27 protein-coding genes, 1 tRNA gene and 1 other RNA gene are annotated in these 25,573 nt (G+C 72.0%); 19 read left to right on the top strand and 10 right to left on the bottom strand.

The window, feature by feature from the left end; all coding sequences use genetic code 11:
- Window positions 1-135 precede the first annotated feature (135 nt).
- Window positions 136-714: an Rv3235 family protein gene (locus OC439_RS21470; RefSeq protein ID WP_262014982.1), complete on the bottom strand. Its 579-nt coding sequence runs from the start codon at window positions 712-714 to the stop codon at window positions 136-138.
- Window positions 715-809: 95 nt separating this feature from the next.
- A complete protein-coding gene (locus OC439_RS21465; protein ID WP_013474124.1) occupies window positions 810-1,037 on the bottom strand; it encodes a helix-turn-helix domain-containing protein in 228 nt (75 codons plus the stop codon).
- 197 nt (window positions 1,038-1,234) lie between these two features.
- Here OC439_RS21465 and OC439_RS21460 point away from each other — a divergent pair, with 197 nt between their 5' ends.
- Window positions 1,235-1,744 carry a DUF6912 family protein gene (locus tag OC439_RS21460; protein WP_120571502.1) on the top strand — a complete coding sequence of 170 codons (510 nt, stop codon included), beginning with the start codon at window positions 1,235-1,237 and terminating at the stop codon, window positions 1,742-1,744.
- A 10-nt stretch (window positions 1,745-1,754) separates the two neighbouring features.
- Here the strand turns inward: OC439_RS21460 and OC439_RS21455 are convergent, their stop codons facing one another.
- Window positions 1,755-2,780: a hypothetical protein gene (locus tag OC439_RS21455; protein WP_262014981.1), complete on the bottom strand. Its 1,026-nt coding sequence runs from the start codon at window positions 2,778-2,780 to the stop codon at window positions 1,755-1,757.
- A 373-nt stretch (window positions 2,781-3,153) separates the two neighbouring features.
- On the opposite strand from OC439_RS21455, the gene pruA reads away from it, so the two are divergent.
- The 9 genes from pruA to OC439_RS21410 all read left to right on the top strand — a co-directional run bounded on the left by pruA (window position 3,154) and on the right by OC439_RS21410 (window position 11,028).
- Window positions 3,154-4,782, top strand: coding sequence for an L-glutamate gamma-semialdehyde dehydrogenase (gene pruA / locus OC439_RS21450; RefSeq protein ID WP_262014980.1), 1,629 nt, complete (start codon window positions 3,154-3,156; stop codon window positions 4,780-4,782).
- A 135-nt stretch (window positions 4,783-4,917) separates the two neighbouring features.
- The gene (locus tag OC439_RS21445) at window positions 4,918-5,433 is read left to right on the top strand and encodes a PadR family transcriptional regulator (RefSeq protein WP_013284223.1); all 516 of its coding nucleotides are present in this window, start codon (window positions 4,918-4,920) and stop codon (window positions 5,431-5,433) included.
- Between the two features lie 45 nt (window positions 5,434-5,478).
- Entirely contained in the window at window positions 5,479-6,600 is a 1,122-nt protein-coding gene (gene prfB / locus OC439_RS21440) for a peptide chain release factor 2 (RefSeq protein WP_262014979.1), read from the top strand.
- 118 nt (window positions 6,601-6,718) lie between these two features.
- Complete coding sequence (gene ftsE, locus OC439_RS21435) at window positions 6,719-7,399, top strand: cell division ATP-binding protein FtsE (protein WP_013284225.1); 681 nt, start codon at window positions 6,719-6,721, stop codon at window positions 7,397-7,399.
- 65 nt (window positions 7,400-7,464) lie between these two features.
- On the top strand, window positions 7,465-8,340 hold the full coding sequence (ftsX, locus tag OC439_RS21430; protein WP_013284226.1) for a permease-like cell division protein FtsX: 876 nt from the start codon (window positions 7,465-7,467) through the stop codon (window positions 8,338-8,340).
- 133 nt (window positions 8,341-8,473) lie between these two features.
- Window positions 8,474-8,953: an SsrA-binding protein SmpB gene (gene smpB / locus OC439_RS21425; RefSeq protein ID WP_030271124.1), complete on the top strand. Its 480-nt coding sequence runs from the start codon at window positions 8,474-8,476 to the stop codon at window positions 8,951-8,953.
- 104 nt (window positions 8,954-9,057) lie between these two features.
- Window positions 9,058-9,433: a transfer-messenger RNA gene (ssrA, locus tag OC439_RS21420) on the top strand.
- 180 nt (window positions 9,434-9,613) lie between these two features.
- Complete coding sequence (locus OC439_RS21415; RefSeq protein ID WP_262014978.1) at window positions 9,614-10,042, top strand: hypothetical protein; 429 nt, start codon at window positions 9,614-9,616, stop codon at window positions 10,040-10,042.
- A gap of 41 nt (window positions 10,043-10,083) precedes the next feature.
- The gene (locus tag OC439_RS21410) at window positions 10,084-11,028 is read left to right on the top strand and encodes a hypothetical protein (RefSeq protein WP_262014977.1); all 945 of its coding nucleotides are present in this window, start codon (window positions 10,084-10,086) and stop codon (window positions 11,026-11,028) included.
- A gap of 3 nt (window positions 11,029-11,031) precedes the next feature.
- On the opposite strand, the gene mdlC is transcribed toward OC439_RS21410, so the two are convergent.
- Both mdlC and OC439_RS21400 read right to left on the bottom strand, forming a co-directional pair.
- Entirely contained in the window at window positions 11,032-12,624 is a 1,593-nt protein-coding gene (gene mdlC / locus OC439_RS21405) for a benzoylformate decarboxylase (protein WP_262014976.1), read from the bottom strand.
- A 109-nt stretch (window positions 12,625-12,733) separates the two neighbouring features.
- Entirely contained in the window at window positions 12,734-13,534 is an 801-nt protein-coding gene (locus OC439_RS21400; RefSeq protein ID WP_262014975.1) for an S-methyl-5'-thioadenosine phosphorylase, read from the bottom strand.
- A 149-nt stretch (window positions 13,535-13,683) separates the two neighbouring features.
- Between OC439_RS21400 and OC439_RS21395 the strand changes: the two genes are divergently transcribed.
- Window positions 13,684-14,274, top strand: a complete 591-nt coding sequence (locus OC439_RS21395) for a YqgE/AlgH family protein (protein WP_091418814.1) — start codon at window positions 13,684-13,686, stop codon at window positions 14,272-14,274.
- 90 nt (window positions 14,275-14,364) lie between these two features.
- Window positions 14,365-14,437 (top strand) — tRNA-Ala (locus tag OC439_RS21390).
- A 290-nt stretch (window positions 14,438-14,727) separates the two neighbouring features.
- On the opposite strand, the gene OC439_RS21385 is transcribed toward OC439_RS21390, so the two are convergent.
- Together OC439_RS21385 and OC439_RS21380 are read right to left on the bottom strand one after the other, a co-directional pair.
- A complete protein-coding gene (locus tag OC439_RS21385) occupies window positions 14,728-14,982 on the bottom strand; it encodes a Txe/YoeB family addiction module toxin (protein WP_262014974.1) in 255 nt (84 codons plus the stop codon).
- Window positions 14,979-15,263: a type II toxin-antitoxin system Phd/YefM family antitoxin gene (locus tag OC439_RS21380; RefSeq protein WP_262014973.1), complete on the bottom strand. Its 285-nt coding sequence runs from the start codon at window positions 15,261-15,263 to the stop codon at window positions 14,979-14,981. The genes OC439_RS21385 and OC439_RS21380 overlap by 4 nt, the downstream gene beginning before the upstream one ends.
- Before the next feature lie 263 nt (window positions 15,264-15,526).
- Between OC439_RS21380 and OC439_RS21375 the strand changes: the two genes are divergently transcribed.
- Together OC439_RS21375 and OC439_RS21370 are read left to right on the top strand one after the other, a co-directional pair.
- The gene (locus tag OC439_RS21375; protein ID WP_262014972.1) at window positions 15,527-15,982 is read left to right on the top strand and encodes a DUF3592 domain-containing protein; all 456 of its coding nucleotides are present in this window, start codon (window positions 15,527-15,529) and stop codon (window positions 15,980-15,982) included.
- 383 nt (window positions 15,983-16,365) lie between these two features.
- Window positions 16,366-16,845 carry a GNAT family N-acetyltransferase gene (locus OC439_RS21370; RefSeq protein WP_262014971.1) on the top strand — a complete coding sequence of 160 codons (480 nt, stop codon included), beginning with the start codon at window positions 16,366-16,368 and terminating at the stop codon, window positions 16,843-16,845.
- A 4-nt stretch (window positions 16,846-16,849) separates the two neighbouring features.
- Here OC439_RS21370 and OC439_RS21365 read toward each other — a convergent pair whose 3' ends face one another.
- Entirely contained in the window at window positions 16,850-17,338 is a 489-nt protein-coding gene (locus tag OC439_RS21365; protein ID WP_262014970.1) for a DUF1772 domain-containing protein, read from the bottom strand.
- A gap of 70 nt (window positions 17,339-17,408) precedes the next feature.
- Here OC439_RS21365 and OC439_RS21360 point away from each other — a divergent pair, with 70 nt between their 5' ends.
- Both OC439_RS21360 and OC439_RS21355 read left to right on the top strand, forming a co-directional pair.
- Window positions 17,409-18,353 carry an AraC family transcriptional regulator gene (locus OC439_RS21360; protein ID WP_262014969.1) on the top strand — a complete coding sequence of 315 codons (945 nt, stop codon included), beginning with the start codon at window positions 17,409-17,411 and terminating at the stop codon, window positions 18,351-18,353.
- A complete protein-coding gene (locus tag OC439_RS21355; protein ID WP_262014968.1) occupies window positions 18,350-18,691 on the top strand; it encodes a VOC family protein in 342 nt (113 codons plus the stop codon). Before OC439_RS21360 ends, OC439_RS21355 begins: the two co-directional genes overlap by 4 nt.
- A 43-nt stretch (window positions 18,692-18,734) precedes the next feature.
- On the opposite strand, the gene OC439_RS21350 is transcribed toward OC439_RS21355, so the two are convergent.
- Window positions 18,735-20,918: a DUF4153 domain-containing protein gene (locus OC439_RS21350; protein ID WP_262014967.1), complete on the bottom strand. Its 2,184-nt coding sequence runs from the start codon at window positions 20,916-20,918 to the stop codon at window positions 18,735-18,737.
- Window positions 20,919-21,073: 155 nt separating this feature from the next.
- Here OC439_RS21350 and OC439_RS21345 point away from each other — a divergent pair, with 155 nt between their 5' ends.
- Complete coding sequence (locus OC439_RS21345; RefSeq protein WP_262014966.1) at window positions 21,074-21,970, top strand: lytic polysaccharide monooxygenase; 897 nt, start codon at window positions 21,074-21,076, stop codon at window positions 21,968-21,970.
- A gap of 1 nt (window position 21,971) precedes the next feature.
- Here OC439_RS21345 and mgrA read toward each other — a convergent pair whose 3' ends face one another.
- Window positions 21,972-22,961, bottom strand: a complete 990-nt coding sequence (gene mgrA / locus OC439_RS21340) for an L-glyceraldehyde 3-phosphate reductase (RefSeq protein WP_262014965.1) — start codon at window positions 22,959-22,961, stop codon at window positions 21,972-21,974.
- A 57-nt stretch (window positions 22,962-23,018) separates the two neighbouring features.
- Here mgrA and OC439_RS21335 point away from each other — a divergent pair, with 57 nt between their 5' ends.
- On the top strand, window positions 23,019-23,987 hold the full coding sequence (locus OC439_RS21335; RefSeq protein WP_047894557.1) for an aldo/keto reductase: 969 nt from the start codon (window positions 23,019-23,021) through the stop codon (window positions 23,985-23,987).
- Between the two features lie 70 nt (window positions 23,988-24,057).
- Window positions 24,058-25,572 carry a magnesium chelatase gene (locus OC439_RS21330; protein ID WP_262014964.1) on the top strand — a complete coding sequence of 505 codons (1,515 nt, stop codon included), beginning with the start codon at window positions 24,058-24,060 and terminating at the stop codon, window positions 25,570-25,572.
- Window position 25,573 lies beyond the last annotated feature (1 nt).

Raw genomic sequence — 25,573 nt, 5'->3', positions numbered from 1 at the left:
GGGAGCCGGGAGCCGGGAGCCGGGAGCCGGGAGCCGGGAGCCGGGAGCCGGGAGCTGGTTGGCTGCGCCCGCTCGCAGATCGGCGCGGGTGGCCGCGGTGCGGCGCGAGCCGGGTCGGGGAGGCGATGGCCGGGCTCAGAGGACGTCGAGGACGAGGCACAGCCAGGTGCCTCTGCGGCGTTCCAGGCGTATCGCTACCGCCCAGCTCGCGCCTCCGGCGCCGGCGAACACGGCGGTGGCCTCGACCGCGCCCGCGCGGGGTTCACACACCCGCAGGCGTCGCAGCAGCAGCGCCGGCCGGGCGGTACGGCGGCGGACCGGTGTCACCCGGCGGGCCGCACGGGTCAGTTCGGCCGCCACCGGGCCGGCCGACTCGGGCAGGCAGAGCGGCCGGAGCTGGCCGGGCGGCCGGAAGCCGTTGACGATCTCCAGGAAGGTGCGCACGAACAGGTGGGCGGCCCGCGCTCCCTCGGGTGTGGCGGAGGCGAGGGCCGACGCCTGCGCACCGGACCAGCGGGGCCAGGCGGGCGCCGGGTCGGGGGCGCGACCGGCGGGGCGTGCGGCGGCACGGCGGCGCGGGTCGGCCAGGTCGAGAGTGAGCTGACCGACGGGACTCCAGAGCGGCTCCTCGTCGGTGCACGGCGGGTCGAGCGGCGGGGCGGGCCGGAGACGGACCGGCGGGCGGGGTGCGCGGGGACGGCGGGTGTCGACCATCTCGAATCCTTGCGTTTGCCTTCGTTTGCCTCCGACAGGCTCTCATCTTCCCGGACGCGGACGACCGTCGTCAATGGCGGGCGGTCCCCGGGCGGTCACTCCTCGTCGCGCTCGCCGAGCGGGTTGCCGCGTACCCATTCGGCCGTCTCGGCGTACTTGCGCTCGATGTATTCCTCCAGCCGGGCGCGCTCGACCCGCCACTGACCCCGGCCACCGATCTTGATCGCGGGCAGTTCGCCGCTGCGGACCATGTGGTAGACCTGCGAGTCCGACACGTTCAGCTCGGCGGCGACGTCGGACAGCAGCAGGAACCTCGACTCCACGGTGTGACTCCCGGGGTTGGTTGCGTTTGCTTCAGTTTGCCACCACCGGGTGACATCGCTACGTGCCCGTTCGGGAGACACACCGGCGGGAGACTTCACCCGCACGGGTGTCGGGTGTATGACGGTCTCGGCGTACGGCATGATCGGCGCCCGGAGTCGGCGCCCGCCGACGATCGGCCTGAGTGTGGGAGTGACCGGTGACCGACGAGCTTGTCCGGGTGTACCTGCCGGCGACCGTTCCCATGCTCGCCCGGCTGCGCGAGGAGGGGCTGAGCGCCGAGGCGGCGCACGCCGTGACCCCGGAGCTGCGCGAGTGGTACGCCGAGGGCGACGAGGAGGAGCTGGAGTACGTGGCCTTCACCCGGGCCGCCCAGGACGCGCTGCTCCTGCTCCGCAACGACCCCACAGCGCCCCGGCGACGGGTGGTCGTCTCGGCCGACCTGCCGGCCCGCGCGGTCGGCCGGGTCGACGGCGAGCTGGGGTCGAGCGTGGTCCGGCCGGCTGGGCCGGTGCCGGTGAAGTCGATCGCCGCGTTGCACGTGGACGGCGCGGACGCGGTCGAGGACGTGGCCGCCGCCGTCGACGTGGTGGTGGAGGCCCAGGCCGGCGACCCGGACGCCCAGTTCACCGTCGACGGCGCCGAGGACCACGAACTGGAGTGGTACGACGTGACCGAGCTGGACCTGCTGCTGCGCGAGGCGGGCTGACCGGGCCGGTTCAGGCCGCGGGCTCGTCCTCGTCGTCGTCCACCGGGCGCGGCCCGAGCGTGCGCCCGAAGACGATGAGCGTGGTCAGCGCGCCGACGAAGAGCACCCAGATCCCGTTGTCGACCCGCGAGGTGCCCAGCGCGGTCTGCGCCACCTCGTCGGCCTCGCTGAGCGCGGCGGCCAGGTCGAGCAGCCCACGACCGCCGATCCGGATGATCACCTCGGTGAGCAGCAGGAGCAGGCCCGCGCCCGCCCCGGCGACCAGGTAGGCCGGCCAGCGCAGCGGCGACGCCGCGCCGTCGCGGCGCTCCGCCCGGCGCCGGGACCAGGTCAGATAGAGGTACGCGGCCAGGCCGGCCAGCAGCCCGGCGAGCAGCGATTCGGTACGCGAGACCCACTTCGCGGCGTCGAGCACCGACTGCTGGGTCTCCCCGGCGCCGAACAGGTCGGAGAGCGGATCGCGGACGCGGCTGAACAGCACCACGAAGATCTGCGCGGTGAGCGTGGCGAGCGTGATCGCCCCCACCACCCGGGCCTGGCGCGCGCCGGCCATCGCCCCGCCGATGATCGCTGCCGCCGCCGCGGTGCCGGCGATGGTGTTCGTGGTGGCGTTGTCCGCGTACGTCAGGTTGATCGCCACCGCGGTGACGAGCCCGACCAGGAGGCCGGTGCCGACGGCGGCCAGGAAGCGCAGCGTGGCGCGGCCCAGCCGGTTCGTCGCGAGCAGGGCCATTGTGGCGCCGGTGACCAGCGCGGCGGTGATGACGCCTGGCAGCGCGTACGCGGAGAGACTGATCGCGGTGACGCCGGCAGCCGTGGAGTGGATCGCCTCGCGGGTCGACCAGAGCATGGCAGCCAGCCACCCGACCGAGAGCAGGGCGAGCACGATCGCGCCCGGCGCGAACTCCGGCCGCCCGGTCGCAGCGGCCTCGTCCGTGGCCGTGGCCTCGTCCGTGGTCGCCTCGCCGGCCGACGGCTCGACGGCCTCGGGCTCGTCCGTCTCCGCGGCCGTGGAGCTGCCGGGCTGGTTGCTCATCGTCTCCCCTTCGACGGTCGCCGGATCGCCCGCGCCGGGCCGGGCAGGTCACCGGTCATCCAGCGTACGCGGCGTGCCGCCGCCGCTCGGGCGGGCCGGGTACGGCAGGCACCGAAACCGAGCGCGCCGAAGGATCGACGACGTGTCGTCCCGTACTCCGATGTTTCGTCGGTTGTGGGTGGGCGGCGGCTGAAGGTCCGGAGACGAGCTGGGCTGTCCGGTGTGCCGGGGAGGCGGGGCCCGCGGGGGCGTCTCGTGACAGAATCGGGCCAGGTCCCGCCGCCGCTGACCCCGCGGTGTCCGGCGTCCGGCCGCCGGCCGACGCCCGCGGGTCCGGTTTCGCCGTCGCCGTCGAGATCGCCAGGAGCCTGTGATGGACGCCGTGTTCTCCGTACCCGAGCCGCTCAACGAGCCGGTGCACAACTACGAGCCCGGCAGCGCCGACCGGGAACGGCTCCAGCGACGGCTGGCCGAACTGGCCGCCGAGCGGATCGAGCTGCCGATGACGATCGCCGGCGAGCGCCGGATGGCCGGCGGCGCGTCGATCGACGTGGTGCAGCCGCACAAGCACGCGCACGTCCTCGGCGTCACCGGGCACGCCACCCACGACGACGCCCGCGCCGCGGTGAAGGCCGCCAAGGACGCCGCTCCGATGTGGCGTGCGCTGCCGTTCGAGGAGCGGGCCGCCATCTTCCTGCGCGCCGCCGACCTGCTCGCCGGCCCCTGGCGGGACACGCTCAACGCGGCCACCATGCTCGGCCAGTCCAAGACCGCCGTCCAGGCCGAGATCGACTCGGCCTGCGAGCTGATCGACTTCCTCCGGTTCAACGTGCACTTCGCCCGGCGGCTCCTGGCCGAGCAGCCGCTGTCCTCGCCCGGGGTCTGGAACCGCCTCGACCACCGGCCGCTGGAGGGGTTCGTCTACGCGATCACCCCGTTCAACTTCACCGCGATCGCCGGCAACCTGCCGTCCGCGCCGGCCATGCTCGGCAACACGGTGGTCTGGAAGCCGTCCCCGACGCAGCAGTTCGCGGCGCACTTCACCATGCGCCTGTTCGAGGCCGCCGGCCTGCCGCCCGGCGTGATCAACATGGTCACCGGCCGCGGCGAGGAGGTCTCCGAGGTGGCGCTGGCCGACCCGGACCTCGCAGGCATCCACTTCACCGGCTCGACAAAGGTGTTCCAGCACCTGTGGAAGACCGTCGGCGACAACATCGCCCGCTACCGGGGCTACCCCCGGCTGGTCGGCGAGACCGGCGGCAAGGACTTCGTGGTCGCGCACTCCAGCGCCGACGTGGACGCGCTGCACACCGCGCTGATCCGGGGCGCCTACGAGTACCAGGGCCAGAAGTGCTCGGCCGCCTCCCGGGCGTACGTCCCGCGGTCGATCTGGGAGGGTGGCCTGCGCGACCGGCTCGCCGCCACCGCCGACTCGCTGACCTACGGCGACGTGACCGATTTCAGCAACTTTGGCGGCGCGGTGATCGACGACAAGGCGTTCGGCCGGCACACCGCCGCGCTGGAGCTGATCAAGGGTGACGACTCCTGCCGCATCCTGGCCGGCGGCACCGCCGACGACTCGGTCGGCTACTTCGTCCGGCCGACGCTGTTCGAGTGCTCCGACGCCGCACACGAGACGTTCACCACCGAGTACTTCGGGCCGATCCTCGGCGTGCACGTCTTCGACGACGCCCGCTTCGATGAGGTGGTCGCCCAGGCCGAGTCGATCGCGCCGTACGCGCTGACCGGGTCGATCTTCGCGACCGACCGCCGGGTGGTCGACCGGGTGGCGGAGAAGATGCGGTACGCCGCCGGCAACTTCTACATCAACGACAAGCCGACCGGCGCGGTGGTCGGGCAGCAGCCGTTCGGCGGCGCCCGGGCCAGCGGCACCAACGACAAGGCGGGCTCCTGGCACAACCTGGTCCGCTGGATGTCGCCGCGGACGATCAAGGAGACGTTCGTCCCGCCGACCGATCACGCCTACCCGCACATGGGCTGAGACGCTCGCCGGAGGGCCCGTCCCGGCCGGGGCGGGCCCTCTTCCTCATCCGACAGTGCACATCGGACCCGTCATCGGGTGCCGAAATGAGCAAATCCTGGACGCCAGAGCCGACAAAGTGGCAGCTTAGAGGGCATGGCGGAATCCGGAGTCAACCCGACGGCAGCAGCTCTGCTCGGTCTGCTGCACGACGGCCCGATGACTGGCGGCCAGTTGATGGCCGCCGCTGAGCGCCGGCTGGCGCCGTACTGGTCGATGACCCGCAGTCAGGTCTACCGGGAGCTGCCGGTCCTGGCCGAGAAGGGTCTGGTGCGTCTCGGCAAGCCCGGGCCGCGGATGAGCCAGCCGTACGCGCTGACGGCGGCCGGGAAACGGACATTCTCCCGCTGGCTGGCGGAGAATCCCGGCAAGGACACCATCCGTAACCCGATAGCGCTACGGATCGCGTTCGGTGACCTGCACTCGTCGAGCCAGCTCAAGAACCTGTACGCGACGGCGAACGAGTACCACACCGAGGCGCTGGCGGCGGTGCGGGAGCAGGTCAAGAACGCCAAGAAGGAAGGCGACAGCTACGACGCCAGCGCGCTGGAGTTCGCCGTCGCCTACCACAAGGCGGCGCTGTCCTGGCTGAAGACCGCGCCGGTCGGCTGACCACCTGCGGCGGCCGGGCCAGGATAGGCAGTAGTCTTGTCTGTCGTGACCGCTGCCGATTACGCCGAACAGCTCAAGGACCTCGACGCCACGCTGCGCAACATCGAGGCTGTGCTCGACCTCGACAAGCTGCGCGAGCAGAAGGCCCGGCTGGAGCAGGAGGCCTCCGCGCCCGACCTCTGGGACGACCAGGCCAAGGCGCAGCAGGTGACGTCGCAGCTGTCGTACGTCAACGGCGAGATCACCAAGCTCGGTGACCTGCGCTCCCGGCTCGACGACGCCGGGGTGCTGCTGGAACTCGCCCAGGCCGAGGACGACCCCGGCGTGCTGACCGAGGTCGAGTCGGAGATCGCCGGGCTGACCAAGGCCATCCAGGAGATGGAGGTCCGCACGCTGCTCTCCGGCGAGTACGACTCGCGGGAGGCGCTCGTCGCGATCCGGGCCGGCGCCGGTGGCGTGGACGCCGCGGACTTCGCCGAGATGCTGCTGCGGATGTACCTGCGCTGGGCCGAGCGGCACGGCTACCCGACCGAGGTCTACGAGACCTCGTACGCCGAGGAGGCGGGCCTGAAGTCGGCCACCTTCACGGTGAAGGTGCCCTACGCCTACGGCACGCTCAGCGTGGAGTCCGGCACGCACCGGCTGGTGCGGATCAGCCCGTTCGACAACCAGGGCCGCCGGCAGACCAGCTTCGCCGGGGTCGAGGTGCTGCCGGTCACCGAGCAGACCGACCACATCGACATCCCGGAGAACGAGGTCCGGGTGGACGTCTACCGGTCGTCCGGCCCGGGCGGGCAGAGCGTCAACACCACCGACTCGGCGGTGCGGCTGACCCACATCCCCACCGGCATCGTGGTGACCTGCCAGAACGAGAAGTCCCAGTTGCAGAACAAGGCCTCCGCGATGCGGGTGCTCCAGGCCCGGCTGCTGGAGCGCAAGCGGCAGGAGGAGGAGGAGAAGCTGGCCGGCCTGAAGACCGGCAGCACCAGCTCCTGGGGCGACCAGATGCGCTCGTACGTCCTGCACCCGTATCAGATGGTGAAGGATCTGCGTACCGAACAGGAGACGGGCAATCCGTCCTCCGTCTTCGACGGTGACCTGGACAGCTTCATCGAGGCGGGAATCCGCTGGCGGAAGCAGCAGCAGCTCAGCGCTGACAGTGCGTGATCACGCTCGGACGCAGCGCGTCATCGATCTCGGGCTGACCGGGTAAATCGATGACGCGCACCGCTTCGGCGGGGCGTGGGGCTTGGCTCTGCGGTTACACCGCGTAGACTACCGACCCGTGATTCAGCTTGAGCAAGTGACGAAGACGTACCCGAAGGCGTCCCGGCCTTCGCTCGACAACGTGTCCGTCTCGATCGAGAAGGGCGAGTTCGTCTTCTTCATCGGTCCATCCGGCTCCGGCAAGTCCACCATCATCAAGTTGCTGCTGCACGAGGTCACGCCCAACAAGGGCCGGGTCGTCGTCAACGGCAAGGACGTCACGTCGATGCGTTCCTGGAAGCGACCCCACTTCCGGCGTTCCATCGGCTGCGTCTTCCAGGACTTCCGGTTGCTGCCGAACCGCACCGCGTACGAGAACGTGGCGTTCGCGCTGGAGGTGATCGGTAAGACGAAGGCGGTCGCCCGCCGGGTCGTGCCGGAGGTGCTGGAGCTGGTCGGTCTCGGCGGCAAGGAGCACCGCTACCCGCATGAGCTCTCCGGTGGTGAGCAGCAGCGTGTCGCGGTGGCCCGGGCGTTCGTCAACCGGCCGCTGATCCTGCTGGCCGACGAGCCGACCGGAAACCTGGACCCGGACACCTCGATCGAGATCATGCGCCTGCTGGACCGGATCAACCGCACCGGTACGACCGTCGTGATGGTCACGCACGACTCCAACATCGTGAACCAGATGCGGCGCCGGGTGATCGAGATCGAGAGCGGCCGCATCGTGCGCGACCAGGCCCGCGGCGTCTACGGCTGAGCCGGACGACGTTCCGTAGACCCTGACGACGAAACCTCACGCCGGAGAGCCGGAGGAATATCCCGATGCGGATGAAGTACGTCCTGTCCGAAGTACTGGTCGGGCTGTGGCGCAACGTCACCATGACCATCGCCATGATCATCACAATGGCGGTGTCGCTGTTCATGCTGGGCGGCAGCGGCCTTCTCTACCAGAAGGTCGGCGACATGAAGGACCTCTACTACGAGAACGTCGAGGTCTCGATCTTCCTGAAGACCGATGCCACCAAGGAACAGGTCGACGCGCTGGGTCAGCAGCTCGGCCAGGATCCCCTGGTCAAGGACTCGACGTACGTCAACAAGGAGCAGGCGTACGAGCGCTTCCAGCAGATGTACGCCGACGCCCCGGACCTGGTCAGCGCCGTCAAGCCGGACCAGCTTCCCGAGTCGTACCGGGTGAAGCTGAACGACCCGGAGCAGTACAAGGCGATCTACGACAAGTACAAGGCCACCGAGGGCATCGACACGATCGTCGACCAGAGCAAGCTGCTCGACAAGGTCTTCGGCGTGCTGAGCGGCTTCCAGAACGGAGCGCTCGCGATCGCCACCGTGATGGCCATCGCCGCCCTGCTGCTCGTCGCGAACACCATCCAGGTCGCCGCCTACAGCAAGCGGCGTGAGGTGGCGGTCATGAAGCTCGTCGGCGCGTCGAACTGGTTCATCCAGGCGCCGTTCGTGCTGGAGGCGGTGGTGGCCGGTCTGTTCGGCTCCATCCTGGGCCTGCTCGCGTTGGTCGGGGTGAAGCTGCTGTCGGCCGGCAGTTCGATGGCGGCCCTGGAGGGCCTCATCACCCCGATCTCCTGGTCCGAGATCTTCCTGACCTTCCCGCTGATGGCCGCCGTCGGTGGCGTGGTCAGCGCGGTCACCGCCTGGGTCACGCTCCGCTTCTACCTGCGGGTCTAGTCACCTCGTACGGCTCACCGAGGGCCCTTCCGCGCCGGAATAAACGGCGCGGGAGGGCCCTTGTGGTTCCGGTAGCATGATCTCCGCTCGCCGGCCGGTGGCCGGTGAGTCGATCAGGAAGGGGGTGGCGCCGATGCCACGGGAAAAGGGTCGCAAGGTGGTCGCCTCCAACAAGAAGGCACGCCACGACTACGCCATCCTCGACACGTACGAGGCGGGCATGGCGCTGACCGGCACCGAGGTCAAGTCGCTGCGGGCCGGGCGGGCGTCGCTCGTGGACGCGTTCGCCCAGGAGCGCGACGGCGAAATCTACCTGCACGCCATGCACATCCCGGAGTACGCCCAGGGCACCTGGACCAACCACGAGCCCCGGCGTACCCGCAAGCTGCTGCTCAACCGGCTGGAGATCGACCGGCTGCTGGGCAAGCTCAAGGAGAGCGGCCTGACGCTGGTGCCGTTGCAGGTCTACTTCTCCGACGGCTGGGCGAAGGTGGAGATCGGCCTGGCCCGGGGTAAGAAGTCGTACGACAAGCGCCAGGACCTCGCCAAGCGGGACGCCGACCGGGAGATCGCCCGGGCGGTGGGCCGGCGCGGCAAGGGCATGGGTGAGTGATTCGTCCGGTTCATCCCGGTGGTCCGCGTCAGGCGGGCCTCGGGATGAAACCGGTTGCGCCAGGCGTTAGGCTTGGTGTGCTGCCGACAGGGGCAGCGCTTCGAGGGGGTGACTGGTTTCGACTTCGTACGCAGCGACAGGGGAAGCGAGCCGAGGAAGCCGACGTCGTCTCGAGAATCGGTCGTCGGAAACCAATAAGCGCCAAGAACAATCGCGCTGACTTCGCTCTCGCCGCCTGAGGCGAGTAGCAAGTCTGTCGGCCTGGGAGTGCCTTCGACCCAGTTAGCCGGCATCAGCTAGAAGGCTGGCCAATCGGACCCGGTCGCGGGGTCCGTGCGGCGAGATCAATCAGCGACTGGGCCCGTCACACCAACTTGCTCGCGTGAGCGGTGGGGCCGAGTAGAGGCATAGCGAGCTGCGCTCGGAGAAGCCCTGACAAACCGGCGAAGGACCCGGGTTCGATTCCCGGCACCTCCACCACACGGCCTGTGCGCCCCGGTCCACCCGGACCGGGGCGCACAGTCGTCTCCGGGGCCGGTGACAACTCGCGGGGCTGCTGATGCCGATGGGGCAGATGAGGCGGCACCGACCGCTGGACAGGCCCTCGAACCGGGTCCACCATCGCCATACGGGTTCGCACCCAGCAGCGGGAGGTGTCCCATGGTCACCAGTCCGATCCAGCAGCCGACCGCCGTGCTCCCGAGCGCCTCCGGTGACCTGCGCGCCCTCGGGCGGGCGCTGGCCACCGCCGGGCCGCGCTGGCGGGAGCGACTTCTCACCGATCTGGACCCCGTCCGGCGGGGGTTCACCGAACACGTCCGCGTCACCGAGGGAGCCGGCGGCCACTACGCCGACCTGGTGCGCGCCGCGCCCCGCCTGGACCGGGGCGTACGCCTGCTGGTCGGTGAGCACGCCGCGATCAGCGCGGCGCTCGCGGCGCTCCAGCACGCCGTACGCCTGCCCGGGGTGTCCGCCGCGGAGGTACGGGCGCGCACCCGCGATCTGCTGCGTGCGCTCGACAGGCACCGGAGGCACGGAGCCGACCTGCTCTGGGAGGCGTACCAGGCCGACCTCGGCGGCGAGGACTGAGCCGGGGGAACCGGCCGGGACGGGCACGCGTCCAACCCCGTATGCGTCGCGTGCTCGCCCTCCTCGGGATCCCGTTGCTGGCCCTCTCCGCCTGCGCCACGCCCGGCGCCGATCCGGGGGTGGCCCCGCCTGCCGGCCCGGATCAGCGGCCCGCGTTCACCGAGCGGGCGCAGGAGGTGGCATCCGGCTGGCGGCCCGTACCGGGCTGGCACGACGGGTACGTCCCGCTCCAGGACGCCACTGTGCTCACCGGCGACCCGGGCACCACCGCGGAGACGAAGACGGCGTTCAACGCCGGCTGGTACCGGGACCAGATCCCGATCCCGGCAGACGTGCCGAAGGACGGCACGATCCGGTTCCCCGACGGCACGCTGCGGGTGCCGCTGGTGAGCGCCGCCGACGCGTACGCCCAACTCCACCAGGGCGATCCGCCGCCCTGCGACGGGCGTCCAGCCGCACCGGATCCGGCACCGACCGGGCGACCCGGCCCGAACGACCCGGTGTCGACCTCGGCGCCCGGCGCGTGCGTGGCGCTCACCGTGACCGGGGTACGGCTGGGCAGCGCGCCGGTGTGGACCAGCCGAGGACGTGCCGAGGTGCCCGCCTGGCTGTTCACCGTGGAGGAACTGGCCGTACCCGTGGCCCGGGTCGCTGTCGCGCCGCGCGTGACCGGCCGGGTGTCCGGCGGCACGGTGCCGAGCAGACCGCTCCCGGCGGGCCTGGCGTCCGCGCAGCAACTACGGGCCGTCGAGGGCAACCGCATCGACTACGTGCTCGGCGTCGGCGCCTGCGACGGCCCGCCCACGCCGCTGGTGCTGGAACGGCCGGACGTGGTGGTGATCGGCGGCGCCGTGGTCTCGCCCACCGGCCCCTGCACCCAGCAGCTCGTGCTGAAGCCGGTCAGCGTCACGCTCGCCGCGCCGGTGGGCGGGCGCGTGGTGCTCGACGCCGGCAGCGGCGCCCCGCTCGTCGTCCAGCCCGGCTGAGGCTCACAGGATCCGCGGCACGTCGGTGCTGATCGCCACCGGCAGCACCGTCGGCCGGTCCGCGCCGAGCGCTGTGGCGAGTGCCGCGCCGAGCCCGTCCGGCGTGGTCACCTCAGCGGCGCACCCGTAGCCGTGCGCCACCGCCGTCACGTCCAACCCGGGCAGGTCCAGCGCCGGCACGCCAGGGGTGTGTTTCAGGTCGGCGAACGCCTTCAGGATCGCGTACTGCTGATTCACCGGGACCACGACGGCGAGCGGCAGCCGCAGCCGCGCCGCCGTCCACAACGCCTGCACCGAGTAGTGGAACGAGCCGTCGCCGACCACCGCGACCACCGGGCGGCCGCGCCCGGTGTCGCGTTCGGCGAGCGCCAGGCCGACCGCCGCGGGCAGCCCGAAGCCGAGGCCGCCGCTTGCCATGGTGAGGTACGAGCGCGGCCGGTCGATCGGCAACCGGCGGCGCAGCGCGGCCAGGTTGGACGGCGACTCCTGCACCAGCACCCCGTCCGCCGGCCACGCGGCGGCGAGCGCGGCGAACAACGCGTCGGCGCTCGGTGGGTCGGCCGGCTCCGGCGGGGCCGGCTGCGGGCGCGGTGACGGCGCCGCCCGGCCGGCCGGCGGCAGCAGCTCGCACAGCGCGGCCATGGTCAGCCCGGCGTCACCGAGCAGACTCTCCCCGACCGGGGCGCGGGCCGCCTCGTCCGGGTCGTCGGTGACGTGCAGCAGCCGCGCGTCGCCGGGCAGGTAGTCGCCCGGGACGTGCGGGTAGTAGCGGAACACCGGCGCGCCCACCACCAGCACCACGTCGTGGCCGCGCAGCGCCTCCGACAGCGGCCCGATCGCGTACGGCAGCACGCCCCGGAAGTGCGGGTGGCGCTCCGGGAAGACGGCTCGCTCCGGCGCCGGGGCGGCCCAGACCGGCGCGGCCAGGCGCTCGGCCAGCGCTACCGCGTCCGGCCAGGCGTCCGACCGGTCCACCGCCGCGCCGAGCACCAGCGCCGGGGCGTGGGCGGCGGCCAGCGCCTCGGCGAAGCCGCGCAGCCGGTCCGGGTCCGGCGCGATCCGGGTGGCGACGGTACGCACCTGCGGCGGCGGGTCGGCCGGACGGTCCCAGTCGTCCATCGGCAGGGAGAGGAAGACCGGCCCGGCCGGTGGCTGCACCGCCGAGGCGTACGCCCGCATGAAGGCCGCCGGGATGTCCTGCGCGCGGGCCGGCTCGTGGGCCCACTTGACGTACGGCTGGGCCAGCTCGACCGCCCGGGGGCTGGCCAGGCGCGGCTCGATCAGCAGCATCTCGCGGGTCTGCTGACCGGCGCTGACGATCAGCGGGGTCCGGTTGTGCCAGGCGGTGACCAGATTGCCCATGCCGTTGCCGGTGCCCGGCGCGGTGTGCAGGTTGACGTGCGCGGGCCGGCCGGTGCCCTGGGCGTAGCCGTCCGCCATGGCGACCGCCGACGCCTCCTGGAGCGCGTGCACGTACTGGAAGTCGTCCGGGAAGTCCTGGAGGAACGGCTCCTCGGTCGAGCCCGGGTTGCCGAAGACAGTGGTCAGGCCGAGCGCGCGCAGCAGGTCGTAGGTCGCCTCCCGCACCGTCGCCATCGCCGGCTGCCTCCGTTCCGCACGCGGATGCCGGAGCCGGCCCGGTGCCCAGTCTCCCGACCAGCCGAATCTATCGGGCCGAAGGCGACTTTTCGGGCGCTTCCCGCGCTCAGGGCAGCGGGAACGGCAGCTTGATCCCGTCCAGGGCGCTCCGGCACCCGCACTCCCGCTCGGCAGGCAGCGCGGCGACGGCGTCCAGCAGCAGCCCGCGCAGCCGGTCGGTGTTCTCCGCGAAGACCCGGAACACCTCCTCGTGGGTGACCGACTCGCCCGCCTCGACACCCGCGTCCAGGTCCGTCACCAGCGCGATGGACGTGTAGCAGAGGGCCAGCTCACGGGCCAGCACCGCCTCCGGGTGACCGGTCATGTTGACGATCGTGCCGCCCATCGAGGCGAACCAGCGCGACTCCGCCCGCGTCGAGAAGCGCGGACCCTCGACCACGACGACAGTCCCGCCGTCCACCGCCGGCACGCCACGCCCGGCCGCCGTGTCGAGCAGCGTGCGCCGCCCGGCCGGGCAGTACGGGTCGGCGAACGACACGTGCACCGCGCCCCTGTCGTAGTACGTCTGCGTGCGCCCGCTCGTGCGGTCGATCAACTGATCCGGCACCACGAACGTCCCCGGACCCAGCTCCGGCCGCAGGCCGCCGACCGCGCACGGCGCCAGCACCTGGCGTACGCCGAGCGACCGCAGCGCCCACAGGTTCGCCCGGTACGGGATCAGGTGCGGCGGGTAGCGGTGATCGCGCCCGTGGCGGGGCAGGAACGCCACCCGGCGACCGCCCACCTCGGCGACGGTGATCGGGCCCGACGGCTCGCCGTACGGGGTGTCCACCACGTGTTCCACCCCGTCGAGCAGGGCGTAGAGCCCCGACCCGCCGATCACCGCCAGCTCGGCCTGCGCCGCCATCCGGCCCTCCCTCGATCCGTCGTGATCACCCGCCCGTCAGACCTTAACCAGCGGGCCGGGTGCAGGCTATGGTGCGTGACATGGCGTTGACAGGGTGGACGGTCGACGGCCGCGGGCCCGTACGGGCGCACGGCTGACGGGTGTCGGACATGCAGAGTGAGGGGCAGGCGATCGGTGGCCGAGCCATGGAGTCGATGACCGGACGACTGCTGGTCGCGACACCAGGGCTCAAGGATCCGAACTTCGACCGTACGGTCGTGCTGCTCGTCGCCCACGAACCCGGCGGTGCCCTCGGGGTGGTGCTGAACCGGGCCACCGAGGTCTCGGTGGCCGACGTGCTCGGCGACTGGAGCGACCTCGCCCGCGACCCGGCGGTGCTGTTCGAGGGCGGCCCGGTGCAGCCCGACTCCGCCATCTGCCTGGCCCGGATGCGGCACCCCGTCCGGCCGGTCAAGGGCTTCCACCGCGTCTCCGGCGCGGTCGGCACCATCGACCTCTCGGTCGACCCGGAGAAGCTGCGCGAGGCGGTCGGCGGGATCCGGGTGTTCGCCGGCTACTCCGGCTGGGGTGCCGGGCAGGTCGAGCGCGAGATCGAGGAGGGCTCCTGGTTCGTGTTCGACGCGCTGCCCGGTGACGCCTTCGTCGACCGACCGGATGATCTCTGGCCGATGGTGCTGCGCCGGCAGGGCGGCATGATGGCGGCGGTGGCCCACTTCCCGCCGGACGTGGCGCTGAACTGACCCCCTCGGCGGGGGACCCCCGCGAGATGACCATGCGGGGCGGCGTGTGTATAGTTCTCTCCGTGCCCGGGCGACCGGGGACGACCGCAAGGGGCCGTGGCGCAGCTGGTAGCGCACCACACTGGCAGTGTGGGGGTCAGGGGTTCGAGTCCCCTCGGCTCCACCCTTGGAACAGCAAACCAGCAGCCTGGTCGACGATTGCTCGACCAGGCTGCTGGTTTGTTTCTCCGGCTGTCGTGCAACCGGATCCTCGGGAAGGGCGGCCTGTGCCGCCAGCAGCAGCCGTCACGGTCGGGACGCCGTCGTCAGGGGCGCAACCTAGCTTCAGCCGTAGCCGGTGGAAAGCTCCAGATGCTTGCCCGCCTGCCGGTCGTAGGTTCTCTACGGCGAGTTGCATGACGACGGCACGCAGACCGCCTTGAGGGCCCTGCCCCTCGGCGAGAGTCCGGTACCTCATTCGTAGTGGTAGCGGCACTGTGCGATCTGCACTGTGTCGTCCATGATCCGGTATACGAGGCGGTGTTCCTGGTCGATGCGTCTCGACCAGAATCCCGCCCAGTTTCCGCGGAGCTGCTCCGGTTTGCCGATGCCTTGGTGGCCGTGGCGTCGGATGTCCTCGATCAAGGCGTTCACTCGCTTGAGCATTTGGCGATCTCGTTGCCAGGTCAGATAGTCTTCCCAGCCTTTGCCGGCGAATTGGACCTTCACGCTGCCGACGTCTCGCCTGAACTGGCGTCGGGGTCGATCAGGTCGTGCATCTCCCCACCCCCGTTGCGCAGCTCTTCGACGGCTTCATTCAGGCGGCGCGCGTTGGCAGGGCTGGCCATCAGGTAGGCCGTCTCCTTCAACGACTCGTACTCGCGTAGCGAGATGATGACCGCGGCCTCCCGGCCGGAGCGGGTCACCACCACCTCCTCGGCGTCGTCCACGACATGGTCGAGCATCTTGGCCAGGTTCTGCCGGACTTCCGAGTAGGGAACGGTGCGCATGTTGCTGCCTCCCAAGCGTTACGTACAATAAATTGTACAAGTTTGCCGGGCTGCTTGTCAGGTGGTCCAACATCTGACCTTGAACTGTCGATCAGGTTCACACGCGGCCTCTGGGCGCGTCCACGGCGGGACGAGCAGCGCACCAACATCTGGATCGCCCCGTGCGCCGCCCACACCATTGATGCAGGCGTCGGAACACTTCACAACGCACTTGTCCCGGCCGGCGACTGACCGATGCGAACCGAGGCACGAGGAGGCCGGTAGTGGGGAGCCCGTTCGGCTGGCGAGAGTTGAAGCTGGTCCTCGCGGTTGTGCTGGGCACCCTCCTGATCGGCGGGGGGATGCTGCTCACCGGTCGGCTGAACGAGGCGATCGACGAGCGGATTCGCGTCGGCGCCGAGACGACAGGCGAAGTGGTCCACGTCGAACGGTTCAGGATCACCCGTTCGTTCTCCGCCAACAGGCTGACTGTGGACTACACGTTCGACGGCGTGCGGCACCGGGAGCGGTTCTCCAGCGAACTCGACGAGAGTGAGTTCCGCGTCGGGGAGTTACTCGATGTACGCGTCGACAGGACGGATCCGACCCGGGCTGCCACGCCTGACGGGTACGCGACGGAGGATCTGCTCCTGCAGGCGCCGACCGTCCTGGCGGGCCTCGGCATCGTCGTGATCGTGATCTCGCTCGCGCTGATCAGAACGGGCCCCCGGCGCGATTAGGTGGGCCGGCGGGATCCGACTGCCGCCCCGACACTTGGGAACCCTCCCCAGGTGTTTGTTGTCTTCCGGCCTCCTCGATGCAGGCATAGTGAATGCATGCAGATGCAGGTTCGGCGGCGGTTCTGCGGCGGCGCAACACAGTCGCCCTTGCCCGCTTCGCCGGCCGATCGGACGGCACGCGCTCCCTGCCCGGCGAGAGTGCCGCCGAGCTGAACGACCAGCGGAAACAGCGCGGGCCGCAGTTGAGCGCAGCGTGATCGTGGGGGATGCGCCGTACCGGCCGACGCCCTGATCGAGGACGGCCCGAAAGTCGGATCATGGGGTGACGCCTTCCGGGGATGATCATGATCGTCCGCCCGTGATCCGACCGTGAGGAGAACACCGTGAACGACGCCATCCGCATCCGCCAGGCTGGTCCGGACGACGCGGCCGTGGTGGACGCCCTGGTCCGGGAGATCGCGGCCCACGAGGGGGAGAGCGAGCATGTCGGCGCCACCCCCGAGCGGTGGCGCGAGGTGCTGGGCCGCGCCGACGTGACGGTCCTGCTTGCCGAGCGGGACGGCGAGGCGCTGGGCTACGTCTCCGCGCAGCGGCGCCTGCACATGTGGAGCGGCGTCGACATCCTCGCGCTCGACGACCTGTTCGTCCGTGCCGAGGCTCGGAACGGTGGCGTGGGCCTGCGGTTGATGACCGCCTTGGCCGAGCGGGCCGCCGCCGAGCGGCTCGTCATCCGGTGGGAGGTGAAGCCGGAGAACGAGGCGGCGCAGCGCTTCTACCGGCGGCTCGGCGGGACGCTCTTCCCGAAGGTGGTCGTGCGCTGGCTGCCGGAGAGCTACCTGCCGTTGGTCGACGACAAGCCGTAGCCGCTCAACCCGTCGCGCGGCCCGCGAGCACCAGCGCCCAGCACAGCGCGCCGAACCCCGCAGTGCTCGCCAGCGCCCGGACCACGTTCCAGGTGACCCAGGCGGACTCGAAGCGCTCGCGTGCCGCAGCCACATCGGCCGTGCCGGCCGCCGCGAGCGCGTCGTTCAGCGGCACGTTCACCGCCACGGTGACGACGAACATCACCAGGTAAAGCGCGAGCCCGGCGACGATCCACGGCAGCGCCGGCCGCGCCGGACCCCGCCACGCCAGCACCGCCGCGAGCGCCGCCAGCACCGGCGTACCCAGGAACGCCAGCAGGAACCAGCCGTTGACGATCGTGACGTTGATGCGCTGCATGGCGTCCACGAACGTGCGGTCGTCCGCGCCGCGCAGCGCCGGCATCACGGCGTATGAGAAAGCGGCGAACAGGCCCGCCATCAGCCCGGCCCCGACTGTGGCGCCGACCAGCGTCAGTTGTTGAACGAGTCGCATGTCCTCATCGAACCGCCGCGCGGTGAGACGGCACATGGTCAGGGCGCGCGATCCTGTGTTCAATCGTCTCGTGGACGCCGTCTCCGGCCTGCTCGACGGTCCCCGCGCGCGGGGTGCCTTCCTGCTGCGTTCGATCCTCACCCCGCCCTGGTCGATGCTGATCCGGGACGAGGCTCCGCTCACGCTCGTCGCCGTGGTGCGCGGGGACGGCTGGATCGTGCCGGAGGAGGGGCAGGCCGCGCGGCTGACCGGCGGTGACGTGGCGATCGTGCGCGGGCCGGCCCCGTACACGGTCGCGGACGACCCGGCCACGGCGCCGCAGGTGGTCGTGCACCCGGGCCAGCGCTGCACCACGCCGGACGGGCGCGAGCTGTTCGCGATGACACGCTGGGGCGTACGCACCTGGGGCAACGGGCCGGACGGCCGGACCGTGCTGCTCACCGGCACGTACCCGGTGCGGGGAACTGTCGGACGGCGGCTGCTGGAGGCGTTGCCGCCGCTCGCGGTGGTCCGGCGCGAGTCCTGGGACACGCCGCTGGTGCCGCTGCTGGCCGCCGAGATCGTCAAGGACGACCCCGGCCAGGAGGCGGTGCTCGACCGCCTGCTCGACCTGCTGCTCATCGCCGCGCTGCGGGAGTGGTTCGCCCGGCCGGGTGCCGCCGCGCCCGCCTGGTACCTGGCGTACGCCGATCCGGTGGTCGGCCGCGCGCTGCGGATGCTTCACCACGACCCGGCCCGGCCGTGGACGGTGGCGTCGCTCGCCGCCGAGGTGGGTTTGTCGCGGGCGGCGCTGGCCCGGCGCTTCACCGCGCTGGTCGGCGAGCCGCCCATGGCGTACCTGACGGGCTGGCGGCTGGCGCTCGCGGCCGACCTGCTCCGCGAGCCCGGCGCCACAGTCGGCGCGGTGGCCCGCCGGGTCGGCTACGGCAGCTCGTTCGCCCTGAGCACGGCGTTCAAACGCCGGTACGGCGTGAGCCCGCGCCGGCACGTCGACCCGGATAGATTGGCCGGATGACTGTCGACCTGTTCGCCGGCGTCCCGGTACGCGATCTCGCGGTGGCGACGGACTGGTACGAGCGGCTGCTCGGCGCCCCACCGCAGTTCCGGCCGAACGACAGCGAGGCGGTGTGGGAGCTGGCCGAGCACCGCTACCTCTACGTCGACGTGCGGCCCGAGCACGCCGGTCACGCCATGCAGACGGTCTTCGTCGACGACCTCGACTCCCGCGTCGCCGCGATCGCCGCCCGGGGCCTGACGCCGACAGCGCAGGAGACCTACGACAACGGCGTCCGCAAGGTGATCTTCCACGACCCGGACGGCAACGAGATCGGCTTCGGCGGCGGCCCGGCCTGACGGTCCGGCCGGGCCGCGTGGATTCGCGGCCCGGCCTGCGACGTCAGCGGGGACGCCGGGTCTTCGGCAGGTCGAACTGGTCGGCCCGGCGGCAGTCCTTCGGGCCGCCGATCGCCTGCGGGCCGACCTCGTCGAGGGCCTTGCGGGCGCGCTGGCGGCCCAGGTTCCAGGCGTACCAGGGGTCGGGCTCGGCGAGGTCGTCGGCGATCCAGCTCAGCGTGCACCGGCGGACCGGGTCGGGGAGCTTGGCGAGTGCCGGGGTGGCGTCTGCGGACAACGCCCGCAGGTACCAGGCGTCGATCTTGCCGGTCTGCTCGTACCGCAGCGTGTTGCGGCGGGCGACGTAGTCCTCCGGGTTGAGCACGGCCAGGCCGAGCAGCATCGCGACAGCCAGCGCGAGCGTGGTGCCGGGGATCCACCGGCCCCGCCACTTGACGCCGGCCGCGATGATCATCAGGAAGACCGTGCCGAGCAGCATCTCGAACGCCATCACGAAGATCCGCTCGCCGGTGAAGCTGTAGACCTTCTGGTACGTCCACATCCGGGACAACGCCGACGCCACGATCACCACGCTGAGCGCGCTGATCAGCCCGAGCAGCACGCGCAGCATGATCCGCTCGACCGGCTGCTCCCGGCGTGCCCAGCGGCTCACCCCGCCGAGCACCGCCACCGTCAGCAGCGTGACGAAGAGCAGCTGCCAGAAGCCGCTGCGCGCGTACTCGGCGTAGCTGAGCCCGGCGACCCGCTGCACGTGCTGCTGCCCGCCGAAGAGCGTGGTGAACTGCACCACCACGAACCCGGCGAACAGCAGCGTGAGCGCGCCGATGGCCGGGGCCCACTCCAGCAGGCCGAGACGGCGCTCACCCTCGCGATCCACGGTGGACAGGTCGGGCGGCGCGGCGAGCGTGTAGAGCGCGGCCACCGCGATCAGACCGCCCACCACTGCGAGGAACAGCCAGCCGAACACCGTACCGATGTTGATCTCGGGGACGAGCGAGCCGAGCGCCTCGGAGAACGCCGCGTCGGCCGACGCGAGCAGGCTGCCGAAGACCACGAGCACCACGACCGTGGCGACCACCGAGACGGTCACCTTGCGTACCGTCGCCTCCTGCGGCGAGGCGGTGATGTGCCGGCGTACCCACGGCAGGCCGCGCAACGCCGCGAACGGCGTCGCCACCAGGCCGAACAGGACCGAGCGCACCAGCCGCCCGCCGATGATCGCGAGGGTGGCGCAGCCGAGCGCGCCGAGCACGCAGAACGTCACGAGCCACCAGGCGTTGCGGAACGCCGGCACGGCGATCAGGGCCAGCGCGGCCGCCGCCCACCCGGCCCGGATGAGCTTGTCGGCGCGGGGCAGATCCGCGGTCCTGGACCGGACCGCCAGCACCACCGCGAGCGTGAGCGTGAGCCAGCCCAGGAACCAGCCCACGCCGACGCGGCCCAGCGGCACGAAGACCGCGCTGCCGACCGCGGCGGCCAGCACCGCGAGCGGCACGGCCCGCCCGGTCGCCGCCTTCGGGCCGGGCCACCGCGCGCCGAGGAATGAGGTCCGCGGCACCTGGGGTCGCGGCGTCCACGTCGGCGCCTGCGGGTGGCCACCCCACCCCATTCCGGGGTACGGCGGCGCGGGCGTCGGCCCACCGCCGTGCGGAGGCGGCGTGCCCGGAGCGCGCTGAGTACCCGGCGCGGGCGGCGGCCCGGAGGTCGGCTGCGCGCCCGGCGCGGTCCATGCCCCGGAGGCAGGCTGCGCACCCGGAGAGGGAACAGGCGTCTGCGCACCGGCGGTAGGCGCCTGCGTGGCGCCGGACGGGCCGGTAACCGCTGGCGTGCCGGGGGAGCCGGCGGGAGTCTCCGGGCCGGCATCCGGGGTGGACGATGCGGCGTCGCCGGTGGCCGGGGCGGCGCCCTCCGCCGGGGAGCGCTCGGCGGCGGGCGCCGTCGCCTGGGCGGGCACCGCCGCCGTCGGGTGGCCGGGCGCCGTCGGCTGGCCGGGCGCGGGGACCAGCGGGAGGAACAACGCGTACCCCTGGGTGCCGGGCGGCACGGTGACCGGAATGGCCCAGCCGGGCTGCCCCTCGGCGCCCGGCCAGGGAGCCGGCGCGGGAGCGCCCTCCATGGTGGGCAGGACCAGCAGGTACGGCTGTGCGGGGGCGGGGACGTCGCCCGGCGCGGACCCGGCCGCGGGGGCGGCGCGGGACGGCTCGGGAGACGGGGCCGGCTCGGACAAGGGACGCTCCTCGATCACAGGGTTTCGTCACTGTAGGGCCCCTCCGGCTTCCGTCGCCGCCCCGGTTGTCCGTTCGGTCATGTCCCCTCGGCCGATCGGCGCGGATCGAACCTTTGGCGGCTCGCGGCCGTACCAGTGCGCGGGAGGTCGATCACATGGCCGCACGTCGCGCGCTCGCCGCGCTCGCCGCCGTCGCCGCGACGGTGCCGCTGGGCGCCGCGCCGGCCGCGGCGCACGGTGCGCCGACCAGTCCGCTGAGCCGGGCCGCCGCGTGCGGGCCCGAGGGTGGCCGGGCGCAGACGCCCGCCTGCCGGGCCGCGATCGCCGCCGGAGCGGCGGTACGCGAGTGGGACAACATCCGGGTGGCCCGGATCGACGGGCGGGACCGGGAACGCATCCCGGACGGTGAGCTGTGCAGCGGCGGGCTGTCCGCGTACCGGGGACTGGACCTGGCGCGCGCCGACTGGCCCGCCACCACGCTCACGGCCGGTGCCCGGCACACGTTCCGCTACCGCACCACCATTCCGCACCGGGGCACGTTCCGGTACTACGTCACCACCGGCTCGTACTCGCCGAAGCGCGTGCTCACCTGGGCGGATCTGGAGGAGAAGCCGTTCCTCGAGGTCACCGACCCGCCGATCCGCGCGGGCGCGTACGAGATGCGGGGGAAGCTGCCCGCAGGGCGTACCGGCCGGCACCTCGTCTACGTCATCTGGCAGAACTCGGACACCCAGGACACGTACTACTCCTGCTCGGACGTGATCTTCCGGGCCGCACGCGGTGAGTCGGATCCGCCGCCGGCAGCGCCGAAGGCGAGCGCGTCGCCTCCGCGTACCCTCGCCGTGCCGGCGGCCGACGACGAGCCGGCGGTGCCGGTCGCGACGGTGACCGACGGCGGACCGCTGTCCCGGCCCCTCGTGCTCGGCGCGGCGGCGCTCGTCGTCGCGCTGCTCGCGGCGGCGGTGGTCGGACTGCGGCGGACCGGCGGGCCGCCGCCCGGGCGGCCGTGCGGTGTCCGCAACCACCGCGCCGGGCGGCGCCGCATCTGGTGACTCAGCCGAGCAGGCTCTCGACTTCGGCCAGGTCGTCACCGGCGAGGTCGAGGTTGTTCAACGCGGCCACGTTGCCCTCCAGTTGCCCGACGCTGCTCGCGCCGATGATGAGGCTGGTCATGCGCGGGTCGCGCAGCGCCCACGTCAGGGCGAGCTGCGCGAGGGTCTGCCCGCGCCGCTCGGCCACCGCGGCGAGCCCTCGGACCGTCGCCATCGTCTCGTCGTCGAGGTCGCTCTCGTCCAGGAAGACGCTCGTGCGCACCCGCGAGTCGGCCGGGATGCCCTTCAGGTAACGGTCGGTGAGCAGACCCTGGGCGAGCGGGCTGTAGGCGATGCAGCCGGCACCGACGCGCTCCAGCGTGTCCAGCAGGCCGTCGTTCTCGGTCCAGCGGTTCATCATCGAGTACGACGGCTGGTTGATCAGCAGCGGCGTACCCAGGTCGCGCAGGATCGCGGCGGCCCGCTCGGTCTGCTCCGAGTCGTAGTTGGAGATGCCCACGTAGAGCGCCTTGCCGGAGCGGACGATCGCGTCGAGCGCGCCCATCGTCTCCTCCAGCGGGGTCTCCGGGTCGAACCGGTGCGAGTAGAAGATGTCGACGTAGTCCAGCCCGAGGCGGCGCAGCGACTGGTCCAGCGACGAGATCAGGTACTTGCGCGAACCCCACTCGCCGTACGGGCCCTGCCACATCAGATAACCGGCCTTGCTGGAGATCACCAGCTCGTCCCGGTACGGCTTCAGGTCGCCGGCGAGCAGCCGGCCGAAGTTCTCCTCCGCCGAACCGGGCGGCGGGCCGTAGTTGTTCGCCAGGTCGAAGTGGGTGATGCCGAGGTCGAAGGCGCGGCGGACGATGTCGCGCTGCCGCTCGAAGGGGCGGTCCGGTCCGAAGTTGTGCCACAGGCCGAGGGAGATCACTGGCAGCTTCAGCCCGCTGCGGCCACTGCGCCGGTAGATCATCTCGTGGTAACGGTCGTCGCTGGCGAGGTAGGTCACCAGGCCATTCTGTCCGGACCGGAGTGCGCACGCAGCAGCCCGGGTACGTTCGGCCTCATGCGTTACGTGCGGCTCGACACCCCCAAGCCCATTTCCAAGATCGGCCTCGGCACCTGGCAGTTCGGCTCCAAGGAGTGGGGCTACGGCCCCGAGTACGAGCGCCGCGCCGCCGAGATCGTCCGGCGGGCGCTCGACCTGGGCGTCACCCTGTTCGACACCGCCGAGCTGTACGGCTTCGGCCGCAGCGAGCGCATCCTCGGCGCGGCCCTGGGCGACGACCGGGCCAAGGTCGTGGTCGCCACCAAGATCTTCCCGCTGCTGCCGGTCGCCCCGGTGGTGCAGCAGCGCGCTGTCGCCTCCGCCGCCCGGCTCGGCGTCGACGGCATCGACCTCTACCAGGTGCACCAGGCCAACCCGGTGGTCGCCGACACCACCACCATGCGCGGCATGCGCTCGCTGCAGGACGTCGGGCTGGTCGGCGAGGTCGGCGTCAGCAACTACGGGCTGCGCCGGTGGCGGTTCGCCGAGGCCGCGCTGGGCCGCCGGGTGCTGAGCAACCAGGTCCGCTACAGCATGATCGACCGCGGGCCCGAGGAAGACCTCATCCCGTACGCGGAGCAGGCCGGCCGCATCGTCATCGCGTACTCGCCGTTGGCGCAGGGTTTCCTCTCCGGCCGCTACGACGCCACGAACCCGCCCGCCGGGGCGGTACGCCGGGCCAACCCGTACTTCCTGCCGGAGAACCTGGAACGCGGCACCGCGCTGATCGCCACGCTGCGCGAGGTCGCCGACGCGCACGACGCCACGCCGAGCCAGATCGCGCTCGCGTACGTGCTGCGGCACCCGAACGTGGTGGCCATCCCCGGTGCCTCCGGGGTCGAGCAGATGGAACGCAACGCCGCCGCCGCCGAGATCGACCTCGCCGACGACGAGTACGCCGCACTGGTGGCCGCCGCGCACGCGTTCCGCCCGGTCACCGGGCTGGCCGCCGTACCCCGGATGGTCCGCGCCCGCCTCGGGAAGTGAGCGGCGCTCCGGCGGCTTCCCTTGTCGCGACATCGACGACGGAGGCCGCCGGCCGTCGGAGCGCGCTAGCGTGGGTCGGGTGACCGCTCCCAACCAGGTTTCCCCGGTCCCGCCCGCCGACCTGCCGAGCACGCTCGGCGAGCTGCGCGCGACCGGCCACCGCTACCGCACGGTCAAACAGGAACTCCGAGACAACCTCCTCGCCCGGATGGGCTCCGGCGAGGAACGCTTCCCCGGCATCGTGGGCTACGAGGACACGGTGCTGCCCGAGGTCGAGCGCGCGCTGCTCGCCGGGCACGACATGGTGCTGCTCGGCGAGCGCGGACAGGGCAAGACCCGGCTGATCCGCTCGCTCGGCGCGCTGCTCGACGAATGGACCCCGGTGATCCCCGGCTCGGTACTCAACGAGCACCCGATGCACCCGCTCACCCCGGCGTCCCAGGCGCTCGTCGACTCGGCCGGTGACGACCTGGCGATCGGCTGGCTGCACCGCTCGATGCGGTACGGCGAGAAGCTCGCCACGCCGGACACCAGCGTCGGTGACCTGATCGGCGACGTCGACCCGATCCGCCTCGCGCAGGGCCGCACGCTCGGCGACCCGGAGACCATCCACTTCGGGCTCGTACCGCGTACCAACCGGGGCGTCTTCGCCGTAAACGAGCTGCCCGACCTGGCCGAACGCATCCAGGTGGCGCTGCTCAACGTGCTGGAGGAGCGCGACATCCAGGTCCGCGGCTACCAGCTGCGGCTGCCGCTGGACCTGCTGCTGGTGGCCAGCGCCAACCCGGAGGACTACACCAACCGGGGCCGGATCATCACGCCCCTGAAGGACCGGTTCGGCGCGGAGATCCGTACCCACTACCCGCTGGACCTGGACCTGGAGCTGGCACTGATCCGGCAGGAGGCCGACCTGGTCGCCGTCGTACCGGAGCACGTGCTGGAGGTGCTGGCCCGGTTCGCCCGCGACGTGCGGGAGTCCCCGTCGGTGGACCCGCGCTCCGGCGTGTCCGCCCGGTTCGCCATCGCCGCCGCGGAGACGGTCGCCGCCGCCGCGTTGCGTCGTTCGGGTCTGCTGGCAGGTGCTGCTGTCTCTGCCTCTGCCTCTGCGGGCGTCGGTGCCGCTGCCTCGGCTGGTGGCGCCGGGGCGGCGTCCCGGCCGGAGGCGCCGGTGGCCCGGATCGGGGACACCGTGTCGGTGACCTCCACGCTGCGCGGCAAGGTCGAGTTCGAGAGCGGCGAGGAAGGACGCGAGATCGAGGTGCTCGCGCACCTGCTGCGTACCGCCACCGCCGAGACGTTCCGCGCCCGGCTCGCCGGGCTCGACCTGTCCGGCTTCACCGCGATCGTCGCCGAGGGCGGCGCCGTCGAGACCGGCGAACTGGTCTCCTCGTCCGAACTGTTGCGCCAGGTCGGGACCGTGCCGGGGCTGGCCAAGGTGCTCGACCGGCTCGGGCTCGGCGACGCCCCCAGCCCGGAGGAAGCCGCAGCCGGCATCGAGTTCGTGCTGGAAGGGCTGCACCTGACCCGCCGGCTCGGCAAGGACGTCACCGAATCCGGGCGCACCGTCTACGGGGACCGGGACTGAC

Origin of the sequence: Micromonospora sp. Mcm103 (genome assembly GCF_024519755.1) — a bacterium.
Classification (GTDB): Bacteria; Actinomycetota; Actinomycetes; order Mycobacteriales; family Micromonosporaceae; genus Micromonospora; species Micromonospora aurantiaca.
The sequence above is the reverse complement of the archived record's forward strand: the minus strand, read 5'-3'. Positions and strand labels throughout refer to the sequence as shown.